The sequence below is a fragment of the Dokdonella sp. genome (assembly GCF_017744955.1).
Classification (GTDB): domain Bacteria; phylum Pseudomonadota; class Gammaproteobacteria; order Xanthomonadales; family Rhodanobacteraceae; genus Dokdonella_A.
Map to the genome: position 1 here is coordinate 138479 of NZ_JAGIAG010000006.1, position 22058 is coordinate 160536.

General features: G+C 68.0%; 18 protein-coding genes and 1 other RNA gene. 15 read left to right on the top strand and 4 right to left on the bottom strand.

Annotated elements, in window-relative coordinates; translation table 11 throughout:
- Positions 1-51 precede the first annotated feature (51 nt).
- Positions 52-483 carry an MmcQ/YjbR family DNA-binding protein gene (locus tag J7520_RS13865; protein WP_291189273.1) on the top strand — a complete coding sequence of 144 codons (432 nt, stop codon included), beginning with the start codon at positions 52-54 and terminating at the stop codon, positions 481-483.
- Positions 484-519: 36 nt separating this feature from the next.
- Positions 520-871, top strand: a transfer-messenger RNA (tmRNA) gene (gene ssrA / locus J7520_RS13870).
- Positions 872-1109: 238 nt separating this feature from the next.
- Here ssrA and J7520_RS13875 read toward each other — a convergent pair.
- Positions 1110-3143, bottom strand: coding sequence for a S8 family serine peptidase (locus J7520_RS13875; RefSeq protein ID WP_291189275.1), 2034 nt, complete (start codon positions 3141-3143; stop codon positions 1110-1112).
- 277 nt (positions 3144-3420) lie between these two features.
- Here J7520_RS13875 and J7520_RS13880 point away from each other — a divergent pair, with 277 nt between their 5' ends.
- The 5 genes from J7520_RS13880 to J7520_RS13900 all read left to right on the top strand — a co-directional run bounded on the left by J7520_RS13880 (position 3421) and on the right by J7520_RS13900 (position 8737).
- Positions 3421-5445 (top strand): heme lyase CcmF/NrfE family subunit, encoded by a 2025-nt coding sequence (locus tag J7520_RS13880; RefSeq protein WP_291189277.1) that lies wholly within the window; start codon positions 3421-3423, stop codon positions 5443-5445.
- Positions 5442-5987, top strand: a complete 546-nt coding sequence (locus J7520_RS13885; protein ID WP_291189279.1) for a DsbE family thiol:disulfide interchange protein — start codon at positions 5442-5444, stop codon at positions 5985-5987. The genes J7520_RS13880 and J7520_RS13885 overlap by 4 nt, the downstream gene beginning before the upstream one ends.
- 134 nt (positions 5988-6121) lie before the next feature.
- Positions 6122-6550 (top strand): cytochrome c-type biogenesis protein, encoded by a 429-nt coding sequence (locus tag J7520_RS13890; protein ID WP_291189281.1) that lies wholly within the window; start codon positions 6122-6124, stop codon positions 6548-6550.
- Positions 6550-7779: a c-type cytochrome biogenesis protein CcmI gene (ccmI, locus tag J7520_RS13895; RefSeq protein WP_291189283.1), complete on the top strand. Its 1230-nt coding sequence runs from the start codon at positions 6550-6552 to the stop codon at positions 7777-7779. The genes J7520_RS13890 and ccmI overlap by 1 nt, the downstream gene beginning before the upstream one ends.
- Before the next feature lie 127 nt (positions 7780-7906).
- Positions 7907-8737: a M48 family metallopeptidase gene (locus tag J7520_RS13900; RefSeq protein ID WP_291189285.1), complete on the top strand. Its 831-nt coding sequence runs from the start codon at positions 7907-7909 to the stop codon at positions 8735-8737.
- 209 nt (positions 8738-8946) lie between these two features.
- Here J7520_RS13900 and J7520_RS13905 read toward each other — a convergent pair whose 3' ends face one another.
- The 3 genes from J7520_RS13905 to J7520_RS13915 are packed head-to-tail and all read right to left on the bottom strand — an operon-like array spanning position 8947 to position 11149.
- A complete protein-coding gene (locus tag J7520_RS13905; RefSeq protein WP_291189287.1) occupies positions 8947-9588 on the bottom strand; it encodes a lysophospholipid acyltransferase family protein in 642 nt (213 codons plus the stop codon).
- A complete protein-coding gene (locus tag J7520_RS13910) occupies positions 9588-10532 on the bottom strand; it encodes a phosphatidate cytidylyltransferase (protein WP_291189289.1) in 945 nt (314 codons plus the stop codon). The genes J7520_RS13905 and J7520_RS13910 overlap by 1 nt, the downstream gene beginning before the upstream one ends.
- Complete coding sequence (locus J7520_RS13915; RefSeq protein WP_291189291.1) at positions 10529-11149, bottom strand: CDP-alcohol phosphatidyltransferase family protein; 621 nt, start codon at positions 11147-11149, stop codon at positions 10529-10531. Before J7520_RS13915 ends, J7520_RS13910 begins: the two co-directional genes overlap by 4 nt.
- A gap of 337 nt (positions 11150-11486) precedes the next feature.
- Between J7520_RS13915 and J7520_RS13920 the strand changes: the two genes are divergently transcribed.
- From J7520_RS13920 to J7520_RS13955, 8 genes are all read left to right on the top strand, one after another.
- Positions 11487-14276, top strand: a complete 2790-nt coding sequence (locus tag J7520_RS13920) for a PA14 domain-containing protein (RefSeq protein WP_291189293.1) — start codon at positions 11487-11489, stop codon at positions 14274-14276.
- A gap of 178 nt (positions 14277-14454) precedes the next feature.
- A complete protein-coding gene (locus J7520_RS13925) occupies positions 14455-15555 on the top strand; it encodes a homoserine O-acetyltransferase (protein ID WP_291189294.1) in 1101 nt (366 codons plus the stop codon).
- 100 nt (positions 15556-15655) lie between these two features.
- Positions 15656-16234 (top strand): cysteine dioxygenase family protein, encoded by a 579-nt coding sequence (locus J7520_RS13930; RefSeq protein ID WP_291189296.1) that lies wholly within the window; start codon positions 15656-15658, stop codon positions 16232-16234.
- 256 nt (positions 16235-16490) lie between these two features.
- Complete coding sequence (locus J7520_RS13935; RefSeq protein WP_291189298.1) at positions 16491-16949, top strand: MarR family transcriptional regulator; 459 nt, start codon at positions 16491-16493, stop codon at positions 16947-16949.
- 23 nt (positions 16950-16972) lie between these two features.
- Positions 16973-18436, top strand: a complete 1464-nt coding sequence (locus J7520_RS13940) for an efflux transporter outer membrane subunit (RefSeq protein ID WP_291189300.1) — start codon at positions 16973-16975, stop codon at positions 18434-18436.
- 109 nt (positions 18437-18545) lie between these two features.
- Positions 18546-19760 carry an HlyD family efflux transporter periplasmic adaptor subunit gene (locus J7520_RS13945; protein ID WP_291189301.1) on the top strand — a complete coding sequence of 405 codons (1215 nt, stop codon included), beginning with the start codon at positions 18546-18548 and terminating at the stop codon, positions 19758-19760.
- Between the two features lie 122 nt (positions 19761-19882).
- Positions 19883-21415, top strand: a complete 1533-nt coding sequence (locus tag J7520_RS13950; protein ID WP_291189303.1) for a DHA2 family efflux MFS transporter permease subunit — start codon at positions 19883-19885, stop codon at positions 21413-21415.
- A 105-nt stretch (positions 21416-21520) separates the two neighbouring features.
- Positions 21521-22030, top strand: a complete 510-nt coding sequence (locus J7520_RS13955; RefSeq protein ID WP_291189305.1) for a hypothetical protein — start codon at positions 21521-21523, stop codon at positions 22028-22030.
- The last annotated feature ends 28 nt before the right edge of the window (positions 22031-22058 follow it).

Genomic DNA, 22058 nt, shown 5'->3' on the forward strand with positions numbered 1-22058 from the left:
GGCGTAGCATGCCGATCCGACAGCGCAGCACCCCGCTGGCGAGGAGCGAGCATGAACGGTCGTCCGGAAGTCGCCGCGGAAATCCTCGCCAAGCTGCGCGCGATCTGCCTGGGGCTGCCGGAGGCTCGCGAGGAAACGGCGTGGGCCGGCACGCGCTGGTGCGTGGCGAAGAAGAACTTCGCCCACGTGATCGCCGTCGACGACGGCTGGCCGCCGGCCTACGCCGAGGCAGCGCGAGACGACGGGCCGATCACCGTACTGACGTTCCGCCTGCCGATCGCTCGGATCGAGGCGCCGAAATTTCGCCGCGAGCCGTACTTCAAGCCGGTCTGGTTCGCCGACATCCTCGGACTGCGCCTCGCCCCCGACGCGGACTGGGACGAGATCGAGGAACTGCTGGTCGAGAGCTATTGCGTGCTTGCGCCGAGGAAACTTGCCGCTCTGGTCCGGCCCGCCTGTCCGCCATCGCGGCGCCGGCCTTGATTTGCCGCCGCGCCGACGCCACTATGTCGGTCCCCCGGGGGCGACATGGTTTCGACGGGGGACGCAAAGTAGCTTGGAGCATGCCGAGGGCGTCATCTTCCTCGTTAATCCGATGGCAAAAAACTAGACGCGAACGACGACGTCTACGCTCTGGCCGCTTAAGGCCTAGCCCCGAACCCACTTGTGCTCGTGCTCGTGGATGTAGGGTCATTATCACGAGATCGCCCGCGCCGGCGCCTTTCGGTGGCGGGTCAAATCCAAGAGGCTGGTCCTGCGGTGCGCTTGGCACGCTGTGTTGCCGCAGGATGAGATCAAACAGCGTGACAAGCATGTAGCGCCGGGCGCGGAGCGCCTTCGGACGCGGGTTCAATTCCCGCCGCCTCCACCAATTCGGCTTTCGCGCAAAGCCCACGACCCCGCCTTGCAAGCGGGGTTTTTTATGGCTTCGCATCGGCGGAACCGCGTCTGCGTACGTTTCCCACTTCCCGCACCGACACGGTTCGAGCAGCGCGGATCGAGCGTTCGCCGCGAACCACGCATTGCGAGACGTCACATCCTCGCGCGTCCCGACCGGAAGCAAAGGCGACCGAAGCCGCCTTTGCCCACGGCGCGTGGAAAACGCCGCGCTAGTTGCCCACGACGCCGGAAGCGGACGGGCAGTCCGCAGACGCTGCGTAGGTATTCGCCCGGAACAAGGAGGCCGGGTCGTAGTACTGCTTGCCGGTGTAGAGCGTACGCGGCGTGCCCAACGCATCCAGTATCTGAACCTTGCACGAGTACGCGCCCGTTCCGTACGAATCGAACGACGCCCAGACGTTCGTCTGGCCCGCCATCGAAAGCGATCCGAAATTCCGGGCGACACCCGTGATGAACGACGGATCCTGGGTGGCGGACAGGACGCGGCAGCCGGCCGGCGGCGTCCCGGTGGCGAAGTTCGGCCAAATGCAGCGATTGGCCAGGACGAACTCCGCGTACGGAGTGTTGCGCGGCGCAGATCCGACGATCGGATTCAAGGTGGGAATCTTGATCGCGGCGCCGCCGGGATCGAGCGAGCCGAGATCGAACAAGGTCCCCCTCACGTTCTGTTCGACCTGACTCGGCGAAGTCAACGCGCGCGTTTCAATGAGATAGGCGGCGAGCCCGGCGACATGCGGAGCCGCGAACGAGGTACCGGCGCCGTACGCGTAGGTGCTGTATACGACGTCTCCCTGCTGGCTGGTGACCGGCGCAGCCGTCGTGAACACCGCGTCGCCCGGCGCCCACGCCTCCACGCATGCGCCGTAGTTCGACCCCATTTCGTGCCCGAACCCGACCAGCTCGCGCCAGAACCCGGGAGCGCCGTGCAACGGAACGACGGGCTGCCCGTGGTTGTTGATCGCGCCCACCACCATCACGCCGTCGCTGGCCGAAGCCGGGCCGTAGGAATACGTGCACGCGTTTGCGTACTGGTTGCCCGCGGACTGCACCACGAATGCGCCCGGCGTACTCGATCCCAATGCGGCCATGTCGGCTTTCACGGCGGCGATTCCACTGGCGGGCCATTGACTCGGCGTGACCCAATTCAGGGAAAGATTCACCACGCTCGGTCGTCCGGTATGGATGTTCGCGGCAATATCGCTGGCCACCCAATCCAATGCCGTCTTGACGCGCGATGCCTGAATCGTCGCGCCTGAGGCCGTCGGAAGATTCACGCACGAAGAGGACGGAGTATTCGGATAGGCGGCCGGATCCAGAATGGAAACCGAAACGATCTTGGCGCCCGGATCGATTCCGACCACACCGGTTCCATTGCTCTTTGCGCCGACGATTCCCGCGACGGCCGTCGCGTGCGTATAACACCCGACGAGTTTCTTCAATTTCGCCGCCGTGCAAGCGGCGAGCGGCGGCGCGACTCCCGCTCGCGTGCCGCAGTCGTTCGTGTGGTCCACCGCATTCACCCATTGAACGACGTTCAGATCGACGTGCTGGCCGACACCGGCGTCGACGACGTAGACGATCGCCGATCCGCTGCTCGACGTGGTGGACTGGTTGATCGCGCGCTTTCCCCAGGCCTGCATTTCGCTCGATTGCGAAACCAGCGTGTTCCACAGCGCATTGGGAGGTGCGGCGAGCGTGGCCGCCGAGTCGCTCCATACGGCGGTCGAGTCCGCGCTGAACGTCATCGCGACGTCGGGCAGGATCTGGACGACCCGGGCATCCCTGGACAGCCGATCGAACTGCCGGTCGTCCAGAAATGCCGTGAAGCTCGTCGACGACCAGCTCGTCATCGACGTGGCCTCCAGCCGGTATTGGCTTTCCATCGACCGCACGAGATTGACCGCTTCGCCTTTTTGATACGTTTGGAATCGCTTGTCGGAAGCGAAGTTCGACGAGAAACCCTTCGCGGAATCTCCGCGAAGTTCGACGATGAAAGCGATTCGGCCGAGATCGTCCCGAATCAATCCGTCGCTCTTGGCCTCTTCGCCGGCCTGTTGGAATTCGGGGAGGTCTTGAAACGCAAGCGCGGAAACCGGAATCCCGAGCGCCGTGACGCAACCGCCCAGGAGGGATGTCCTCGCAACCTTCCGGAAATACGTTTGCAACCATTTCCTGCTCAACATCGGATCGTTCTCCTTGATGTCCCCAATACCCGCGGCGGGAGCATACGCCGCTTCGAACACACGATATTGGTGCGTGGATTGGCAAAATAGAAGAATGAAAATCCCGCGGTGCGGAATCGAGCGAAAGGCGCCGTAATCGACACGGCAGAAAGATTTTTCGAGGGCGAAGCCTGCGCGTGTCTCGCCCGGATGCGTTCACGACGGCGCGGCGCTCGTCGTGCCGAGCGTCCCTTCAGCCTCCCGCGGGGCGCCGGATCGCGCTCTATCGTCGCAGAAGCGTTGCCACCCCGGTCGGCTAGCGTAATCTACGCGTCCGTCCGTCCCGCCCTCCCCCGCGATGCTCCCCGAACTCGGTCAACTCGCCCTGATCCTCGCCCTGCTGTTGTCGGTCGCGCAGTGCGTGCTGCCGCTGCTCGGCGCGCAAACCGGCAACCGCGCCTTGATGGCGGTCGCGCGACCCGCGGTGGCCGGACAGGCCGTGTTCGTGGTGTTCGCGTTCGCGATCCTGACCTACGCGTTCGCCACGCAGGACTTCTCCGTCGCCTATGTCGCGCAGAACTCCAATTCGCTGCTGCCCTGGTACTACCGCTTCTCGGCGGTGTGGGGAGCGCACGAGGGCTCGCTGCTGCTGTGGGTGCTGATCCTGAACGTCTGGACCGTCGCGGTCGCCGCGTTCAGCCGCAAGCTGCCGGACGACTTCATCGCGCGCGTTATCGGCGTGCTCGGCTTCGTCAGCTTCGGCTTCCTGCTGTTCACGGTGCTGACATCCAACCCGTTCTCGCGCGAACTGCCGATGCCGGCCGACGGCGTCGACCTCAACCCGCTGCTGCAGGACTTCGGCCTGATCGTGCATCCGCCGATGCTCTACACCGGCTATGTCGGCTTCTCGGTCGCGTTCGCGTTCGCGCTCGCCGCGCTGATCGGCGGCGAACTGGACGTGCGCTGGGTACGCTGGGCGCGGCCGTGGACCAACGTCGCCTGGGGCTTCCTCACGCTCGGCATCGCGCTCGGCTCGTGGTGGGCGTACTACGAGCTCGGCTGGGGCGGCTGGTGGTTCTGGGATCCGGTCGAGAACGCCTCGTTCATGCCGTGGCTGGTCGGCACCGCGCTGATCCACTCGCAGGCGGTCACCGAAAAGCGCGGCTCGTTCCGCGCCTGGACCTTGTTGCTGGCGATCTTCGCGTTCTCGCTGTCGCTGCTCGGCACCTTCCTGGTGCGCTCGGGCGTGCTGACCAGCGTGCATTCGTTCGCGGCCGATCCGAAACGCGGCCTGTTCATCCTGTGCTTCCTCGCCGTCGTCATCGGCGGCTCGCTGCTGCTGTACGCGCTGCGCGCGCCGAAGGTCGCCGGCGGCGAGCCGTTCGCCGCGGTCTCGCGCGAGACCGTGCTGCTGGTGAACAACCTGATGTTCACCTGCGCCGCGGCGATGGTGCTGCTCGGCACGCTGTATCCGCTGATCGGCGAGGCGTTCGATCTCGGGCGCATCTCGGTCGGACCGCCGTACTTCGGCTTCATGTTCGTGCTGCTGATGCTGCCGGTGGTGGCGTTGCTGCCGTTCGGGCCGATGCTGAAATGGCGCGCCGGCCAGCTCGACGGGGCCTTGCGCGCCTTGCGGCCGGCCGCGGCGGTCGCCGTGCTCGCCGCGATCGCGGCCTGGCTGATCGCCGGCGAGCTGCCGTGGAAGGCGCTGTTCGGCGTCGCCGCCTCGCTCTGGGTCGGCATCGGCATCGCGCTGTACGCGCTCTCGCGCTGGCGTCACGCGCCGCGCGGGCGCCGCTTCACGCCGGAAATGCTCGGCATGATCTGCGCGCACTTCGGCGTCGCCGTGTTCCTCGCCGGCGTGCTGATCGTCGAGGCGACCAGCGTCGAGAAGGACGTGCGCCTGGCGCCCGAGCAGAGCGTCGAGATCGGTGCGCTGAGCTTCCGCTTCGACGGCGTGAAATCGGTGCCCGGCCCGAACTACTCCGCCGAACAGGGCGCCGTCACGGTGTCGAAGGACGGCGCGGTCGTCGCGGTGCTGCATCCGCAGAAGCGCCAGTACACGCGCAACCAGCAGGTGCAGACCGAATCGGCGATCGACCCCGGCCTGTTCCGCGACGTCTACGTCGCGCTCGGCGAAGCGGTGGGCGACGACGGCGCCTGGGCCGTGCGCATCTACGTCAAACCGTTCGTGCGCTGGATCTGGCTCGGCGCGCTGCTGATGATGCTCGGCGGCTTCGTCGCGGCTTGCGATCGGCGCTTTCGCGCGATCGCCGGCATTCGGGAGTCGGGAGTCGGGAGTCGCAGGAGCGATGAAGCCCGAATACCAGCCGCTTTTCCGAATCCCGAAGCTCCAATCCCCAATCCCGGCTCCACCGCATGAACGCGCGCCTCCTCCCCCTCGCCGGCTTCGTCCTCGTGCTCGCCCTGCTCGGCTTCGGCGTCTGGTGGAGCCAGTACAAGAACCCGCAGGAAGTCCCCTCGCCGCTGATCGGCAAGCCGGCGCCGGCGTTCTCGCTGCCGACGCTCGACGACCCGGAGCGGCGCATCGCCAACCAGGACCTCGCCGGCCAGCCGTACCTGCTGAACGTGTTCGCCAGCTGGTGCTTCGCCTGCCGTGAAGAACATCCGATCCTGAGCGGGCTCGGCAAGCAGCTCGGCATCAAGCTGGTCGGTTTCAACTACAAGGATCCGCCGGAAGACGCCAAGCGCTGGCTGGCGCAGTACGGCAATCCCTACGACCTCGTCGTCGCCGACCTTCCCGGCGACGTCGCGATCGACTTCGGCGTGACTGGCGCGCCGGAGACCTTCCTCGTCGACGCGCAGGGCGTGATCGTCTACAAGTACATCAGCCCGATCACGCCGAACGTCATCGCCACGCAGTTGCTGCCGCGGATCGCGAAGATGAAGGAGGCGGCGCGATGAAATCGTCGCTCTCCCATTCGCCGTCGTCCCCGCGGACGCGGGGATCCGTCGCGGAGCACGCCGAAGAGGCACGCTCCCACGGGCATGTCGCTTCCGGGCGACGCGCGGTCTCGCTGCAGCGAGCGCTCTGGGCATTGCTGGCCGCACTCGCGTTGAGCACGGCCGCGCTCGCCGCCGTCGACCCGCTGCCGTTCAAGGATCGCGCCGAGGAGTTGCGATTCCAGAACCTGACCAAGCAGCTGCGCTGCCTGGTGTGCCAGAACGAAAGCCTCAACGATTCCAGCGCGCCGCTCGCCGCGGACCTGCGCCGCGACGTGTTCGAGCAGATGCGCGCCGGCAAGAACGACGACGAGATCAAGCAGTGGTTGACCGCGCGCTACAGCGATTTCGTGCTGTACGACCCGCCGCTGCGCGGCGCGACCTGGCTGCTCTGGTTCGGCCCGATGCTGGTGCTGGCCGCCGGCGCCGGCGCCGTATTCGTGACGGTACGGCGCCGCGCGAAGGCCACGCGGCCGGCAGCCGCGGCGACGCGACCGACGAGCGATCTCGAGGACGATTGGTGATGACTGCATTCTTCCTGCTCGCGGCGCTGATGATCGGCGCCGCGCTGGCCTTCGTCGTCGTGCCGTTGCTGCGCCACGCGCGCAGCGCGCCCGCGCGCGACGCCACCGCACGGCGCCTGCGCGCGCTCGACGACGCGCTCGCCGAAGGCGTCGTCGACGCCGACGAATACGCGGCCAAGCGCGCCGAACTCGGCGCCGCCGCGAAGGCGACGCCGGTGCCGCCATCACGGCTCGCCTTCGGCGCGCTGCTGCTCGCCGCCCTGCTGCTGCCGGCGACGGCGATCCTGCTCTATCGTCTGGTCGGCGCGCCGCAGGCGCTGGATCCGGCCAATCTCGCCGCCACGGCCCCGCCCCACGGCGGCGATCGCGGTCCGGAAATGGAAAAAGCGATCACGCTGCTCGCCGAGCGCCTGAAGCAGCAGCCCGACGACGTCGAAGGTTGGGCCCTGCTCGGTCGCGCGTATCAGGCGATGGGCCGCGCCGCCGAGTCGCTGGACGCGTTCAAGCGCGCGCACGAACTCGCCAAGGACAACGCCACGCTGGCGGTCGAATATGCCCAGGCGCTGGCGCTGTCCGTGCCGGGCCAGCGCATCGACGGCGAGCCGCGCGCGCTGCTCGAAAACGCGCTGAAGACCGAGCCGACCAATCAGCGCGCGCTGTGGCTGCTCGGCATCAGCGACTACCAGGCCGGCCGCTACGACGCCGCGATCTCGCGCTGGAACCTCCTGCTGCCGTTGCTGCAGCCCGGCTCCGAGGTCGCGCAGAGCGTGCAGGCGCAGATCGCCGACGCCGAGGCGAAACGCGACGGCAAGCCGGCGCCGCTGCCGGCAACGGCGCCGGCGGCGGAAACCGCCGCGACCGGCGCCGCGGATGCGACGCCGGCGCCGCAGATCCGCGTCAGCGTCTCGCTCTCGCCGGCGCTGAAGGACAAGTTCGATCCGGAAGCGACGCTGTTCGTATTCGCGCGCGCGGCCAGCGGCCCGCCGATGCCGCTCGCGATCCAGAAGCGCAAGGCCGGCGAGCTGCCGCTGACCGTCACGCTCGACGACGGCATGGCGATGATGCCGACGATGAAGCTGTCGACGTTTCCGCAGGTGGTGGTCGGCGCGCGCGTGTCGAAATCCGGCAACGCGATGCCGCAGAGCGGCGACTTGCAGACCGTGTCGGCGCCGCTGCAGACGAGCGGCGAGCAGGCCGTCACGCTGACCATCGACCAGGTCGTTCCCTAGAGCACCGCGGCATCCGCCGCCGAATAACTTTTTTGCAATTGCCCGCGCAAGCTAGGGGCAACTCCGATTGCGGCGGTCTCGAACGCGATGCTAGCTTCGAAAACCCACCCGCAAGAAGGAACTGCTCGTGAATTGGAAGCTGCGCAAACTCGCACTCGCCACCGCCGTCGCGTTCGCGGCCCTCGCCACCGCCGCACACGCCGACGACGACAAGAAAGGCGTGCTCGGCGGGATCGGCGGCCTGCTCGGCGGCAAGAAGGGCGGCACCGACACCGGCAAGCTGCTCGAAGCCGGCTCCGACGCGGTCAAGGGACTGACGCTGTCCGACGCCGACATCGCCAAGCTCGGCGCGGAATCGGCGCTCGCCTACGACAAGAAGAGCAAGGTGCTTCCGGCCGGCAACAAGTATGCGCAGCGCCTGGCCAAGATCACCTCCGGCTACACCAGCGAAGACGGCCTCAAGCTCAACTACAAGGTCTATCAGTCCGACACCGTCAACGCGTTCGCCCTGCCGGACGGTTCGGTGCGCGTCTACACCGGCCTGATGGACCTGATGGACGACGACGAGCTGCGCTTCGTCATCGGCCACGAGATCGGCCACGTCAAGTACGGCCATTCCAAGGCGCGCTTCAAGACCGCCTACCTGACGCAGGCTGCGCGCAAGGGCGTCGCCAGCCAGGGCAATGCGGCCGGCGCGGTCGCTTCGTCCGACCTCGGCGGCGTGGTCGAGAACGTCATCAACGCGCAGTTCTCGCAGAGCAACGAACTCGAATCCGACCAGTACGGCCTCGCCCTGCTGAAGAAAAGGGGCCTGAACCAGAAGGCCGCGGTCACCTCGATGCAGAAGCTCGAGAAGCTCGACGGCGGCAAGAAGGGCGGCGCCAGCAGCATCGTTTCGAGCCATCCGCCGTCGGCCAAGCGCGTCGAGCGCCTGGAGAAGGCGATCGCTAAGAACTGAGCGTCGTTCGGAGCGCAGCGCCGCGGCGAGGAAAGTCGCGGCGGCGTCTCGAAAGCGCCCTCACCCCGACCCTCTCCCGCAAGCCGGAGAGGGGGAAAAGCGCATCCTCCGACGGCACTGCGGACCTTTACCTCTCCCGCCTGCGGGAGAGGTCGGCGCTCCGCGCGGGGTGAGGGCTCTCTGAGCCGATCTTTCACGCGGATGCCCGCTCACAACCACTCCGCCCGCCTCTCCTGCTCGGCCAAGCCGCGCATCGCCTCCACGTAGCGCTGCATGTACGCCGCCCGATCGCCGTCGAAGCGCAGCGGCGCGCCGACGAAAATGTCGACGAAGAACGGCACGATCACCCACTCGCCTTTCGGCAGCGCCTTGCCCAGACCGTGCGTGAACACCGGAATCACCGGCACGTCCGGCCGGCGTTCGGCGATCCGTGCCAGGCCGGTCTTGAACTCCGCCATCAGTTCCGGCTCGCCGCGCGATCCTTCCGGGAAAAACACCAGGATGTCGCCGCGATCGAGCGCGGCGGCGACCGGCGCGAGCAGGTCGTCGTGCAGATGCTGGCGCTGCCGGTTCAACGGCACGATGCCGACCACGTTGAGCGCGAACCAGGCGAGCAGCTTGTTGCGCAGGAAGTAGTCCGCCGCGGCGACTGGGCGGACGCGCGGCAGCAGGCGCAGCGGCAGCAGACTGATCAGCGCCATCGCGTCGAGATGGCTGTTATGGTTCGCGGCGAGGATCGCCGGCCCCTTCGTCGGCAGGCGTTCGCGATGGCGCACGTTGAGGCCGAGCACGAACAGCACCACCAGGCGCACCAGCACGCCGTAGAAGAACAGGCGCAGCAGGAAGCCCATCAGAAGTAGAAGTACTTCATGAAGTGGAAGAACAGCGGCGCGGTGAACAGCAGGCTGTCGATGCGATCGAGGATGCCGCCGTGGCCGGGAATCAGCGCGCCGGAATCCTTCACGCCGATGTCGCGCTTGACCGCCGAGACGGTGACGTCGCCGAGGAAGCCGCCGATGCCGATCATCAGACCGACCGCGATCGAATCCGTCGCCGTCAGCGGCGTCAGCACCGGCGCCAGCAGGAACGACAGCAGCGTCGTCGTCAGCACGCCGCCGAGCAGGCCTTCGACGGTCTTCTTCGGACTGACCGACTCGATCACCTTGCGGCGGCCGAGCGTACGGCCCCACATGTACTGCGCGACGTCGTTGAGTTCGGTCAGGAGCACGACGAACAACAGCAGCGCGGCGCCGTGCGCAGCGGTCGGCTGCCCGTCCGGCAGCACCAGCAGGTAGGCCAGATGGCTGAGGCCGAACACCATCGTCATCAGCCCCCAGTGCAGCGTGCCGGCCGCGCGCAGGAAATCCTTGGTATCGCCGCGCAGCACCATCAACGCGGCGACGAACAGGAACGCCCATACCGGCACGAAGATCAGGAACATGTGATACCAGTGCTGCCAGATCCACCAGTACTGGATCGGCACGCACAGGTAGACCCAGAACAGCACGCGCCGATCCGCGCGGCGCGTCGGGATCAGCGACAGGTATTCCTTCAGCGCGAGGAACGAGAGCACGGCGAAGAACGCGATCGCGACGCCGCGGCGGAACGCGATCGCCACCGCGAACACGGCCACCAGCGCCCACCAGGACTTCACCCGCGCCGCCAGCTCGACGTGCTTGTCGGCTGCATCGCCGCGGCGCATCAGCGCGACGACGACGCTGGCGAACACCAGCAAGGCGACGATCGCCGCCAGCGTCCACTGCACGCTCTGCGGAATCCACAAGTCGAGGTTCACGCGCTCGCCTCCTTGGTCGCAATCTCGGCCAGCGCCTGCCGTGCGCGGTTGACGATCGTCAGCAGCGACGCGGCGACCAGCAGCCACAGCAGCCAGGCGATCCATGCGCCGCCGGGCGCGCCGAGGCCGAGCAGCAGACCGAGCGCGCCGAACGCGAAGGCGCGATCACTCTTGCCGAATGGACCGTCGTAGCGGCGGCTCGCGCCGATCTGCACGCCGACCACGCCGACCATCTCGACCACGATCGCCGACACGACGAGCAGCACGACCGGCGCCGCCGGAAACTCCGGCCGCCACGCCAGCGGCAAGTACATCGCCGCGTCCGCGACGACGTCGCCGAGTTCGTTGAGGATCGCACCGAGCTTCGACGCCTGGCCATGTTCGCGCGCCAGCATGCCGTCGATCGCATTCAGCGCCATGCGCAGGAACAGCGCGGCCGGCAGCAAGAGCAAGATCGCGCGATCGGCGCAGACGAGCAGCGCCGCACCGACCGCGAAGGCGAGCAGCACGGCCGCGATCGTGACCTGGTTGGCCGTCACGCCGGCACGCGCCAGCGCGCGCACGAGCGGACGCAGGAGGCCCTGAAAGGCCGGCTTGAGTTGATAGATGCTCGGCATGAACGTCCCCGACGACAACGCGAAAACATAGCAGACCTCGGCGCATCCACCGTCGTCGACATGACGGCCCGGGCGCGCGGAGCACGTCGTCGCCGGCTCGAACCCGTCGCCGTGATGATCTTCAATTTCAGTAACTTGGCGGATTTCCGCCATATTTTTCACGAACCATTCACATAGGATGACCAGGTCATTTCATGGAGCGATCGCTATGCGTGGCAGCAGCAAGAATCCGTCCGGTCCCCCGGGAACGCCTGCATCGACGTCGAAGCCGTCTTCCCGCATCGCCGGCGCGCAGCGGCCGCACCGCTTCGAGATCGCCGTTGCGATCGCCGTCGCAATGTTCCAGCTTTCTTCCGCGTCGTTCGCGCACGACCTTCACGCGGACGCCGCGTCGAACGCGTCCAAGCACAAGAGCGTCGAGGAACACTGGAAGCTCGACTTCGGCTTTCCGGGCTTCGAGACGCTCAACCGGCAACTGACCGAAGCCTTCGAGGACTTCCGCGAGCCGGACACGAGCGCGATGGGGGCGGCCACGCAGGCCGCAAAGGCTGCCGCCGCGGCGGCGGCGAATGCGCATCTGGTGGGTTCCTGGGGTCCTGTCGTGGAGTCGCCGGTGGTGCCGATCCACACCACGCTGCTGGTCGACGGCCGGGTTCTCTTTTGGGATTCGGTATCCGACCTGCCGTCGGAGAACGTCCCTGTGCACGATCGCACGCGCGCGGCGGTCTGGAATCCCGCCACTTATTCGCTGGTGCGGGTCGACAACCAGACCGGCTACAACCTGTTCTGCGCCGGATTCGCGCATCTCCCCGACGGCCGGCCGCTGCTGGCCGGCGGCAACCTCAACGCGCAGTTGGAAGGCACGCGCACGATCCACTACTTCGACGCCACCACGGACACCTGGACGCTGAGTCCGCTGCAGTTGTTCGGCGGTCGCTGGTATCCCTCGGTGACGCCGCTGGCCAACGGCGAGATGCTGATCACCTCGGGCAGCCCGACCACCAACACGCACGAGGTCTTCACCACCGCGGCGACGCTTCGCGCCTTGAGCAGCGCGACCCTGGAACTGCCGCTCTACCCTTGGTTCCAGGCGGCGCCGGCCGGCGATGCGCTCTATCTCGGCCCCGACAATCGCCTCAGCTACCTCAAGACCAACGGCACCGGATCGTGGCGCCACATGGGCGGGCGCGACGGCATCAATCGCGACTACGGCTCGTTCGCGATGTTCGACGTGGGCAAGGTGCTGGCCAGCGGCGGCGGCGCGTCGGTCAAGAGCAGCGTCGTGGTCGACTTCAAGAATCCCGGCCTCAATCCCGCCGTGCTGACGACCGGCAGCATGGCCAACGGCCGCCGGCAGCACAACCTCACGGTGCTGCCGGACGGCGCCGTGCTGGCGACCGGCGGCAACTACAACGGCGCATCGCTGATCGACCGCAACGCCGGCGTCTACGCCGCTGAACTGTGGGATCCGGCCAGCGGCGCCTGGCGCACGCTGAGTTCGGCGGCGCGCACCCGCCAGTACCATTCCACCGCGATGCTGCTGCCGGACGGCCGCGTCTTCACCGGCGGCGGCGGCATCTGCGGCACGTGCTACCAGGTCGGTTATCTCGAGAAGAACTTCGAGATCTTCACGCCGCCTTATCTCTACAAGAAGGACGGTTCGGGCGAGCTGGCTCCGCAGCCGGGCATCCTCGAGGCACCGACCGCGGTCGCGTACGACGAAACCTTCCCGATCCTGACGTCCGCGCCGAACGCCATCGCCAGCGTCGTGCTGATGCGCGCATCGTCGGTCACCCATTCGGTCGACTTCGAACAGCGGCGCGTGCCGCTGCAGCACCGCGTGGTCGACGGCGTCCTGCAGGCGACCGCACCGGCCAATGCCAATCTCGCGCCGCCGGGCTACTACATGCTGTTCATCGTCGACGCCGACGGCGTGCCGTCGGTCGCGGAAATGGTGCAGGTCCGCGCCAACGGGCTCGGCGCTCCGCTGATCGTCGCGTCCAGCGGCAGCGGAACCTCGGCCAGCCTGTCGTGGGTGCCGGTGCCCGGCGCCACCGGTTATCGCATCAAGTACGGCACCGCGAGCGGCAGCTACACGACGACCGTCGAGGCGGGCAACGTCACCAGCTACACGCTCGCCAATCTCGCTCCGGGCACACGCAACTACCTCACCGTCCTCGCCTACAGCGGCAGCACGCCAGGACCGGACGCCGACGAGGTGACCGTCGACGCCGGCCTGTCGCCGGGCACCGGCAGCGGGTTGCGCGGCAACTACTACGCCGGCACCGCGTTCGGTACGCTCCTCGCCACGCGCGTCGATCCGACCGTGAACTTCGCTTGGGGAAGCGCCGCGCCGGCGGCCGGCGTGCCGGCCGACAACTACAGCGTGCGCTGGCTCGGCGACGTGCAGGCACCGGTGTCCGGCACCTACACGTTCTACACCACCAGCGACGACGGCGTGCGGCTCTCGGTCAACGGCCAGTCGCTGGTGAACAACTGGACGGCGCACGGCGCGACCGTGAACAGCGGCACGATCGCCCTGACCGCCGGCGTGAAATATCCGCTGGTGATGGAGTACTACGAAGCCACCGGCTCGGCGACGGCGAAGCTCGAATGGTCGACGCCCACGATGGCGCGCACACCGGTGCCGACGGATCGCCTCTACCCCGCCGCCGCGCCGGCGCTGAACGGCGTCGCCGTCGGCAAGCCGGCCTCGCAGAGCAGCACCGCCTACGACGGCAACGCTTCCCGCGCCGTCGACGGCAACACGAACGGCGTCTTCACCGACGGCTCGGTCACGCATACCGCTTCCAGCTATCAGCCCTGGTGGCAAGTCGACCTCGGCAGCGTGCACGACCTGACCCAGATCAAGGTCTGGAACCGGACCGACTGCTGCGCCGAGCGACTGGCCAAATTCCGCGTGTTCGTCTCCGACTCGCCGTTCACCTCGACCAGCCTGTTCTGGACGACGTATCAGTCCGGAGTCGGCAACTATGCCTTCTCCGGCACCGTCAACGGCTCGGCCACGTTCAACGTCAACCGCAGCGGGCGCTACGTGAGAGTGCAGCTCGAAGGCACCAATCCCTTGTCGCTCGCCGAGGTCCAGGTGCTGGGAACACCGCGCTAGGAACCACGCGTCGAACATCCGGCACGGGCCCGCACAGGAAGCGGCCCGTGCCGCGCGCAGGCCGCTTCTGCGATCGGGATGCCAACGGCCTCGCGCACGTTTCCTCGCGCCGCAAGCGGCTTGGCGGCGAGCATGCGGCCGGCTACATTGGAAAGTCCGTTCCGATCCGAAGCCCCGCATGTCAGACGCCCGCCGCTGGTTCGCGTTGTCCTCGCCATTCCGCATGAAGCGCGGCGGCGAACTGATCGGCGCGCGCCTCGCCTACGAGACCTGGGGCGAACTCAACGCCGCGCGCGACAACGCGATCCTGATCCTGACCGGCCTCTCGCCGAGCGCGCACGCCGCCGCCAACGCGGAGGATCCTTCGCCGGGCTGGTGGGAGGAGATGCTCGGTCCGGGCAAGCACATCGACACCGACCGCTGGTTCGTGATCTGCGTCAACACGCTCGGTTCGTGCAAGGGCTCGACCGGCCCGGCCGACGTCGATCCGGCGACCGGCCAGCCGTATCGCCTGGAATTTCCGGAGCTCACGCTCGAAGACGCCGCCAACGCGAGCTTCGAACTGGTGCGCGGCCTCGGCATCGAACGGCTCGCCTGCCTGCTCGGCAACTCGATGGGCGGCATGACCGCCCTCGCCTATCTCGCCCTGCATCCCGGCAGCGCGCGCGCGCACGTCAGCATCTCCACCGCCGCGCAGGCGCAGCCGTTCGCGATCGCGATCCGCTCGCTGCAGCGCGAGGCGATCCGCCTCGATCCGAACTGGCGGCAAGGCCACTACGACGAGGCGCACTATCCCGAGGCCGGCATGTCGATCGCGCGCAAGCTCGGCGTGATCACCTATCGCTCGGCGATGGAATGGGTCGGCCGCTTCGCACGCATCCGGCTCGATTCGGAACAGCGCGAGGAGGAACCGTTCGCGGTCGAATTCCAGGTCGAATCCTATCTGGCCGGCCATGCGCGGCGTTTCGTGCGCAGCTTCGACCCGAACTCCTACCTGTACCTGTCGCGCGCCAGCGACTGGTTCGACCTCGGCGAGCACGCCGGCGGCAGCGTGGACAGCGCGCTCGAGCGCATCGACGTCGAACGCGCGCTGGTGATCGGCGTGGAGACCGACATCCTGTTCCCGCTGCCCCAGCAGGAGCAGATCGCCGACGGCCTGCGCGCCGGCGGCGCCGCGGTCGAGCTCGTCGCGCTGGACAGTCCGCAGGGGCACGACGCGTTCCTGGTCGACATTCCGCGCTTCGGCGCCGCCATCGCGCGCTTCCTGGCCGCGCTGTAGGCGTCCGTGCGTTCCGGGGCCTGCGGCATCCGCGAACTAGGCGGATCGCACGGACAGGCTCTAGAATGCAAATGACCATTTTCCCTATCGAGATCGCCCGATGTTATCGCTCGAGTTCCCCGGCGCCCGCCATCTGGTCGACGAGGTCGACCGTGCCGTGTCGCAGCGCGAGGAAGCCGCGATCGCCGACGCGCTGCGCACCGCACTGTGCCGACTGATCCGTGATCCGGGCGTACGCCTGCCCGACTGTGTGTTCCAGCGCGTCAGCGACCACTACGCGCGGCGCGAGCTGTATCGCAGCGACGAGCACGGCTACAGCATCATCGCGATGACCTGGGGTCCGGGCCAGGGCACGCCGATCCACGACCATGCCGGCATGTGGTGCGTCGAAGGAGTCTGGGAAGGCTTCCTCGAGGTCACGCCGTACGAACTGCTGGAAACACGCGACGGTCGCTACCGCTTCGAATCGCGCGGCACCATGAACGCCGGCCCCGGCTCCGCCGGCAGCCTGATCCCGCCGCACGAGTACCACACGATCCGCAATCCCAGCGACGATTCGATCGCGGTCTCCCTGCACATCTACCGCGGCCCGATGAACGCCTGCTCGGTGTTCCAGCCGACCGAGAGCGGCTGGTACATGCGCGACGAGCGCAAGCTGTCGCTCGATCGCACGCACTGATCCGCGTTCCGCCCCCGGCTGCCCGTCCCGCAACGGCAGCCGCGAGTTCCTCGACGTAGCCGCCGGGCGGACGCTCTCTCCGCCTGACGGCGGCTGCCGCCGACTCGCGCCTCGACGACGGCGCCTTCGCCGATGAAGCGTCCGCGCGCGGACCAATCGCCCCTTTTCGCGCGACCGGATCGCCTCGCTTCATTAAATAAACTTCATCGTCTGTCGTTGCCTTGAAAATTGTTGCCTAGGCAACATTACAGCGCGCATGAAGAAAACCGCCCTGCACGGCGTCCGCGACGACGGCAACTTCGCGCTGCTGGTGCGCCAGATCCGCGACGGCTGCCAGCACCAGATCGAGCGCCAGCTCGAGGCCGACGGCATCCGCATCAGCTTCAGCCAGTACCTGGTCGTGAAGATCCTCGACAAGTACGGCCCGCAGAGGCCGGGCGACCTCGCCCGCTACCTCGACCACAACGCCGGCGCGATGACGCGGCTGATCGACCAGCTCGAAGCCGAAGGCTACGTGCGGCGCGAACCGCACGGACAGGACCGCCGCGCGCTGACGATCGAGCTGATGCCGGCCGGCAAGCGGCTCTGGCGCACGATGAGCGGCTATTCCGAGCGCATGCAGAAGCTGGCCCTGCGCGGCCTGTCCGCGGCCGACCGTGCGCGCCTGCTCGAACTGCTCACGCACGTGCGCGACGCGCTCGAAGACATCCCATGACCTTCCTCTCCGAGAAGCCCTCCATGCGCTCCTCCGCTTTCCTCGCCCCGCTTGCCGCCGCAGCCGCGCTCGCCCTGGCCGGCTGTGCCAGCACGCGCGGCCTGCACACCGACGGCACACCGATCGACGCGACCGCCCTGCACGGCGAACGCAGCTTCGCCGACATCCGTACGAGTCCCGCGGCGTGGCCGGCTTCCGACTGGTGGAGGACGCTCGGCGACGAGCAGCTCGACGCCCTGGTCGCCGAGGCGCTGCGCGACAATCCCGACCTCGCCAGCGCCGACGCTCGCGCGAAGGAAGCGCAGAGCCAGGTCGACACGCGCTACGCCGAGCGCCTGCCGACGGTGAACTCCGCCGCCAACGTCGCCGGCGTGCATCTGCCGACCACCGCGGCACCGAAACCGGTCGGCGGCCGCTTCAACACCTATCCCACCGTCTACGCGAGCTTCAGCTGGGGCCTGGACATCTGGGGTGGCAAGCGCGCCGCCTGGGAAGCCGCGCTCGGCCAGGCGCGCGCCGCCGAGATCGACGCCCATGCCGCGCGGCTCGCGCTGTCCGTCAACGTCGCGCGCGCCTACGTGCAGCTCGGCTACGCCTTCGCCGAAAAGGACGTCGCCGACGCGCAGCTCGCGCGCGCGAAGGCGTCGCACGGCCTGGTCGAGCAACGCGTCCGCGCCGGCATCGAGAACCAGTTGCAGATCAAGCAGGCCGAAACCGAAATCGCCAGCGCGGAACAACAGGTCGCGGACGCGGACGGTTCGATCGACGCCGCACGCATCGCGCTGTCCGTCCTGCTCGGCAAAGGGCCGGATCGCGGCCTGGACATCGCGCGACCGAAGCCCCTGCAGCCGGCCGCGCTGGCGCTACCACCGAACCTGACCGCCGACCTGATCGGACGTCGCGCCGATCTCGTCGCGGCACGCTGGCGCGTCGAGGCGGCGAACCGGAGCATCGCCGCGACGAAGACCGAGTTCCTGCCGAACCTGGAGCTGTCGGCCTTCGCCGGCCTGACCTCCTCGACCGTCGACACGCTGTTCTCGCTGCCGGCGCGCTTCTTCATGATCCAACCGGCGATCAGCCTGCCGATCTTCGACGGCGGCCGTCGCCGCGCCGACCTGAATCGCGCCGACGCCGGCTACGACCTCGCCGTCGCGCAGTACAACACGACCCTGGTCGGCGCGATCAACGACGTCGCCGACAAGCTGTCCAATCTCGACTCGTTGCAGACGCAGATCGCCGCGCAGCAGCGTGCCGTCGCCGCCGCGCGCTCGGCCTGGGATCTCAGCCAGCAGCGCTACCGGGCCGGCATCGGCAACTACCTCGACGCGCTCAGCGTGCAGCAGCAGCTGCTCGCCGCCGAACAGCGCGCCGCCGCGCTCGATGCGCAGAGGCTCGACACCTCGGTGCGCCTGGTCCAGGCGCTCGGCGGCGGTTTCGAGGCGGCCGGCGACGTGCCGTCGATGGCCGCAGGCGCACCGCCGCCGTAGGCGAACGCGCCGACGCGCGACGCAATCCGCCGCGAGCGGCGTCGCCGCCCCGGCCGGGCCGCTTCCACATCAGCACTTCTACACAGTTCAACTTCACGAGCACAACGCCATGAGCACTGCGAACCCCACCGCCGGCGAAACCGCCGTGCCGACCAACGGCCGGCGCCGTTTCCTGCTGCGCCTCGTCCTGCTCGCCGTCGTCCTCGCCGCGATCGGCGTCGGCCTCTGGTACTACACGGTGAGCCGCTGGTACGAGAGCACCGACGACGCCTACGTCAACGGCAACGTCGTGCAGATCACGCCGCAGGTCGCCGGCACCGTCGTGCGCATCCAGGCCGACAACGGCGACCTGGTGCACAAGGGCGACGTGATGGTCGAGATCGACGGCAGCGACGCGCGCATCGCGCTGCAGCAGGCCGAGGCGAACCTGGCCCGCACGGTGCGCCAGGTGCGCGGCCTGTACAGCAACGTCGAGAGCGGTCAGGCGCTGGTCGCCGCGCAAAAGGTCACGCTCGACCGCGTGCGCGCCGACTACGCGCGCCGCAAGGGACTGGCGACCACCGGCGCGATCTCGGCCGAGGAACTCGCGCACGCACGCGACGCGCTCGCCGCGGCGGAGAGCCAGCTCGCCTCGACGCAGCAGCAGCTCAGCACCAGCAAGGCGCTGGTCGACGAGACCGTGATCGCGCGCCATCCGGACGTGCTCGCCGCCGCGGCGACGCTGCGCACCGCCTGGCTCGCCGACGTGCGCTCGAAGATCTACGCGCCGGTCGACGGCTACGTCGCGCAGCGCACGGTGCAGGTCGGCCAGCGCATCCAGCCCGGCACCGCGCTGATGGCAGTGGTGCCACTGCAGCAGGCCGGGCAGATCTGGGTCGACGCGAACTTCAAGGAGACTCAGCTCGCGCAGATGCGCATCGGCCAGCCGGTCACGCTGAAGTCCGACCTCTACGGCGGCGAGGCGGTCTACCACGGCAAGGTCGACAGCCTCGGCGTCGGCACCGGCAGCGCGTTCTCGCTGCTGCCGGCGCAGAACGCGACCGGCAACTGGATCAAGATCGTGCAGCGCCTGCCGGTGCGCATCGCGCTCGATCCGAAGGAGCTGGAGAAGAGTCCGTTGCGCATCGGCCTGTCGATGCGCGCCGAAGTCGACCTGCACGACCGCTCCGGTCCGGCCCTGGCCGCGCACGCGCCGGGCGAACCGAAGTTCACCACCGACGTGTACGCCGGGCAGGCGCAGGGCGCCGAAGCCGTGATCGAGCGCATCGTGCACGAGAACGCCGCGCACGCCGGCGAGGACGACCGGCGGGTGTCGCAGCGGTGAAGGTCCGGCCGCGCGGCGTTCGCATCGACTGCGAAAGCCGTGCGGCCATCCGCTTCCTCACGAGCCGCCGCCTGCCCCGCGCGTGAACGCGGCACAGGCCAGCCGATGCACAAGACTCCGCCATGAGCACCGAAAGTTTTCGTCCGCCCAATCTCGCCCTGACCACGATCGGCCTGTCGCTGGCGACCTTCATGCAGGTGCTCGACACGACGATCGCCAACGTCGCGCTGCCGCACATCGCCGGCGACCTCGGCGCCAACGCGAGCCAGTCGACCTGGGTCATCACTTCCTTCGCGGTGTCGAACGCGATCGCGCTGCCGCTGACCGGCTGGCTGGTGCGCCGCATCGGCGAGGTGCGCCTGTTCATCGGCATGACCCTGCTGTTCAGCCTGACCTCGTTCCTGTGCGGCATCGCCGAGAGCATGCCGATGCTGATCGCGTTCCGCGCGCTGCAGGGCGCGGTCGCGGGGCCGATGTATCCGGTGACGCAGAGCCTGCTGCTGTCGATCTATCCGCCGCACAAGCGCGGCCAGGCACTGGCCTTGCTGATGACGGTGGTCATCGTCGCGCCGATCGTCGGCCCGATCCTCGGCGGCTGGATCACCGACAGCTATTCCTGGCCGTGGATCTTCTTCGTCAACGTGCCGGTCGGCATGTTCGCCGCCTTCATCGTGTTCAACCAGATGCGCCATCGCGGCGACGTGACCACGCGGCCGAAGATGGACTACGTCGGCCTCGCCACCCTCGTGGTCGGCATCGGCGCACTGCAGATCCTGCTCGACAAGGGCAACGAGGAGGACTGGTTCAACTCGCCGTTCATCGTCGCCTGCGCCGTCGTCTCGGCGATCGCGCTGGTCGTGTTCGTGATCTGGGAGCTGACCGACAAGGAACCGATCGTCAACCTGCGCCTGTTCCGCCACCGCAACTTCAGCGCCGGCACGTTCGCGATGACGCTGGGTTACGCGGCGTTCTTCGCGATCAACATCCTGGTGCCGCAGTGGCTGCAGCAGTACATGGGCTACACCGCGACCTGGGCCGGCCTGGCCGCGGCGCCGATCGGCATCCTGCCGGTGCTGCTGACGCCGCTGGTCGGCCGCTACGTCAACAACTTCGACCTGCGCCTGGTCGCCAGCGTCTCCTTCACGATCCTCGGCGTGACGTGCTTCCTGCGCTCGCAGTTCTATTCCGAGGTGGACTTCTATCACGTCGCCATGGCGCAGTTCATCGCCGGACTCGGCGTGGCGATCTACTTCATGCCGCTCACGCAGATCGTGCTGTCGCCGCTGCACTCCCATGAAATCGCCGCCGGCACGGGCCTGGCGACCTGCGTGCGCAACATGGGCGGCAGCTTCGCCGCCTCGATCACCAGCTACATGTGGCAGAACCGTGCGATCTTCCATCACGCGCGCATGACCGAGCATGTCACTCCCTACGACCCCGGTTCGCGCGAGGCGATCGCCGCGCTCGGCCACGGCAACAGCGACGCCGCCTACGCAATGCTCGAACGCACGATCAACCAGCAGGCCTACCAGCTTTCGTTCAACGAATTGTTCTTCGTGCTCGGCTGGATCTTCCTCGGGCTGATCCTCGTGCTCTGGCTGACGCGGCCGCCGTTCGTCGCCAAGGTCGGCGCCGCCGGCGGCGGAGGACATTGACGAGCGCAGCCGCTCCACGCGAACGGAAGACGGCGCGCGGGACTTTCGATCCGGCCGCGAACCTCCTGAACCACGGCACGAAACGCGCCGGGCGTCGCTCCGGCGATGGGTCTGGTCGCCTCAGGTGAGGCCGGAGTCGGCATCGGTGAAGCCCAGCCGGAGCCGGGGCGTGCGTGCGGTTCGACGCCGAGCGTGCTCACGGTGCCGACAGGGCATAGAATGGGAACGAAGGCAAATGGGGGCCTTATGCGCATCTTCGTCGCACTGACGGCGTTGCTCGCCGTTACCGCAGCATCCTCGGCAGGCGCCGCGGGATTGGTCGTCCGCGAAATCGGCGGGTGGAACTACGTCTACACCGGCGTCATCTTCCGCTACGACCCCACTCCCCTCGCGGGCTTCGCCGAAGTCGGGGTACGCATCGCCGCGAGCGCGCCGGCGCCGGTCCGCAACGATTTCATCTCCGTGTCGGACTTCGAGATGCTTCGGAAATGGCGCTGGATCATCGCGCTCGAACGCGACGCGCCGGGTGAATGGGTCTCGGGTGACGGCTACTGTTCGTCGAAGTACGAGAACGGCATCCTCGTGCTGACGTGCCTGAACGTCAGCCACCAGTGACTCGCGGATTCCACGGATAGGCCTGGCA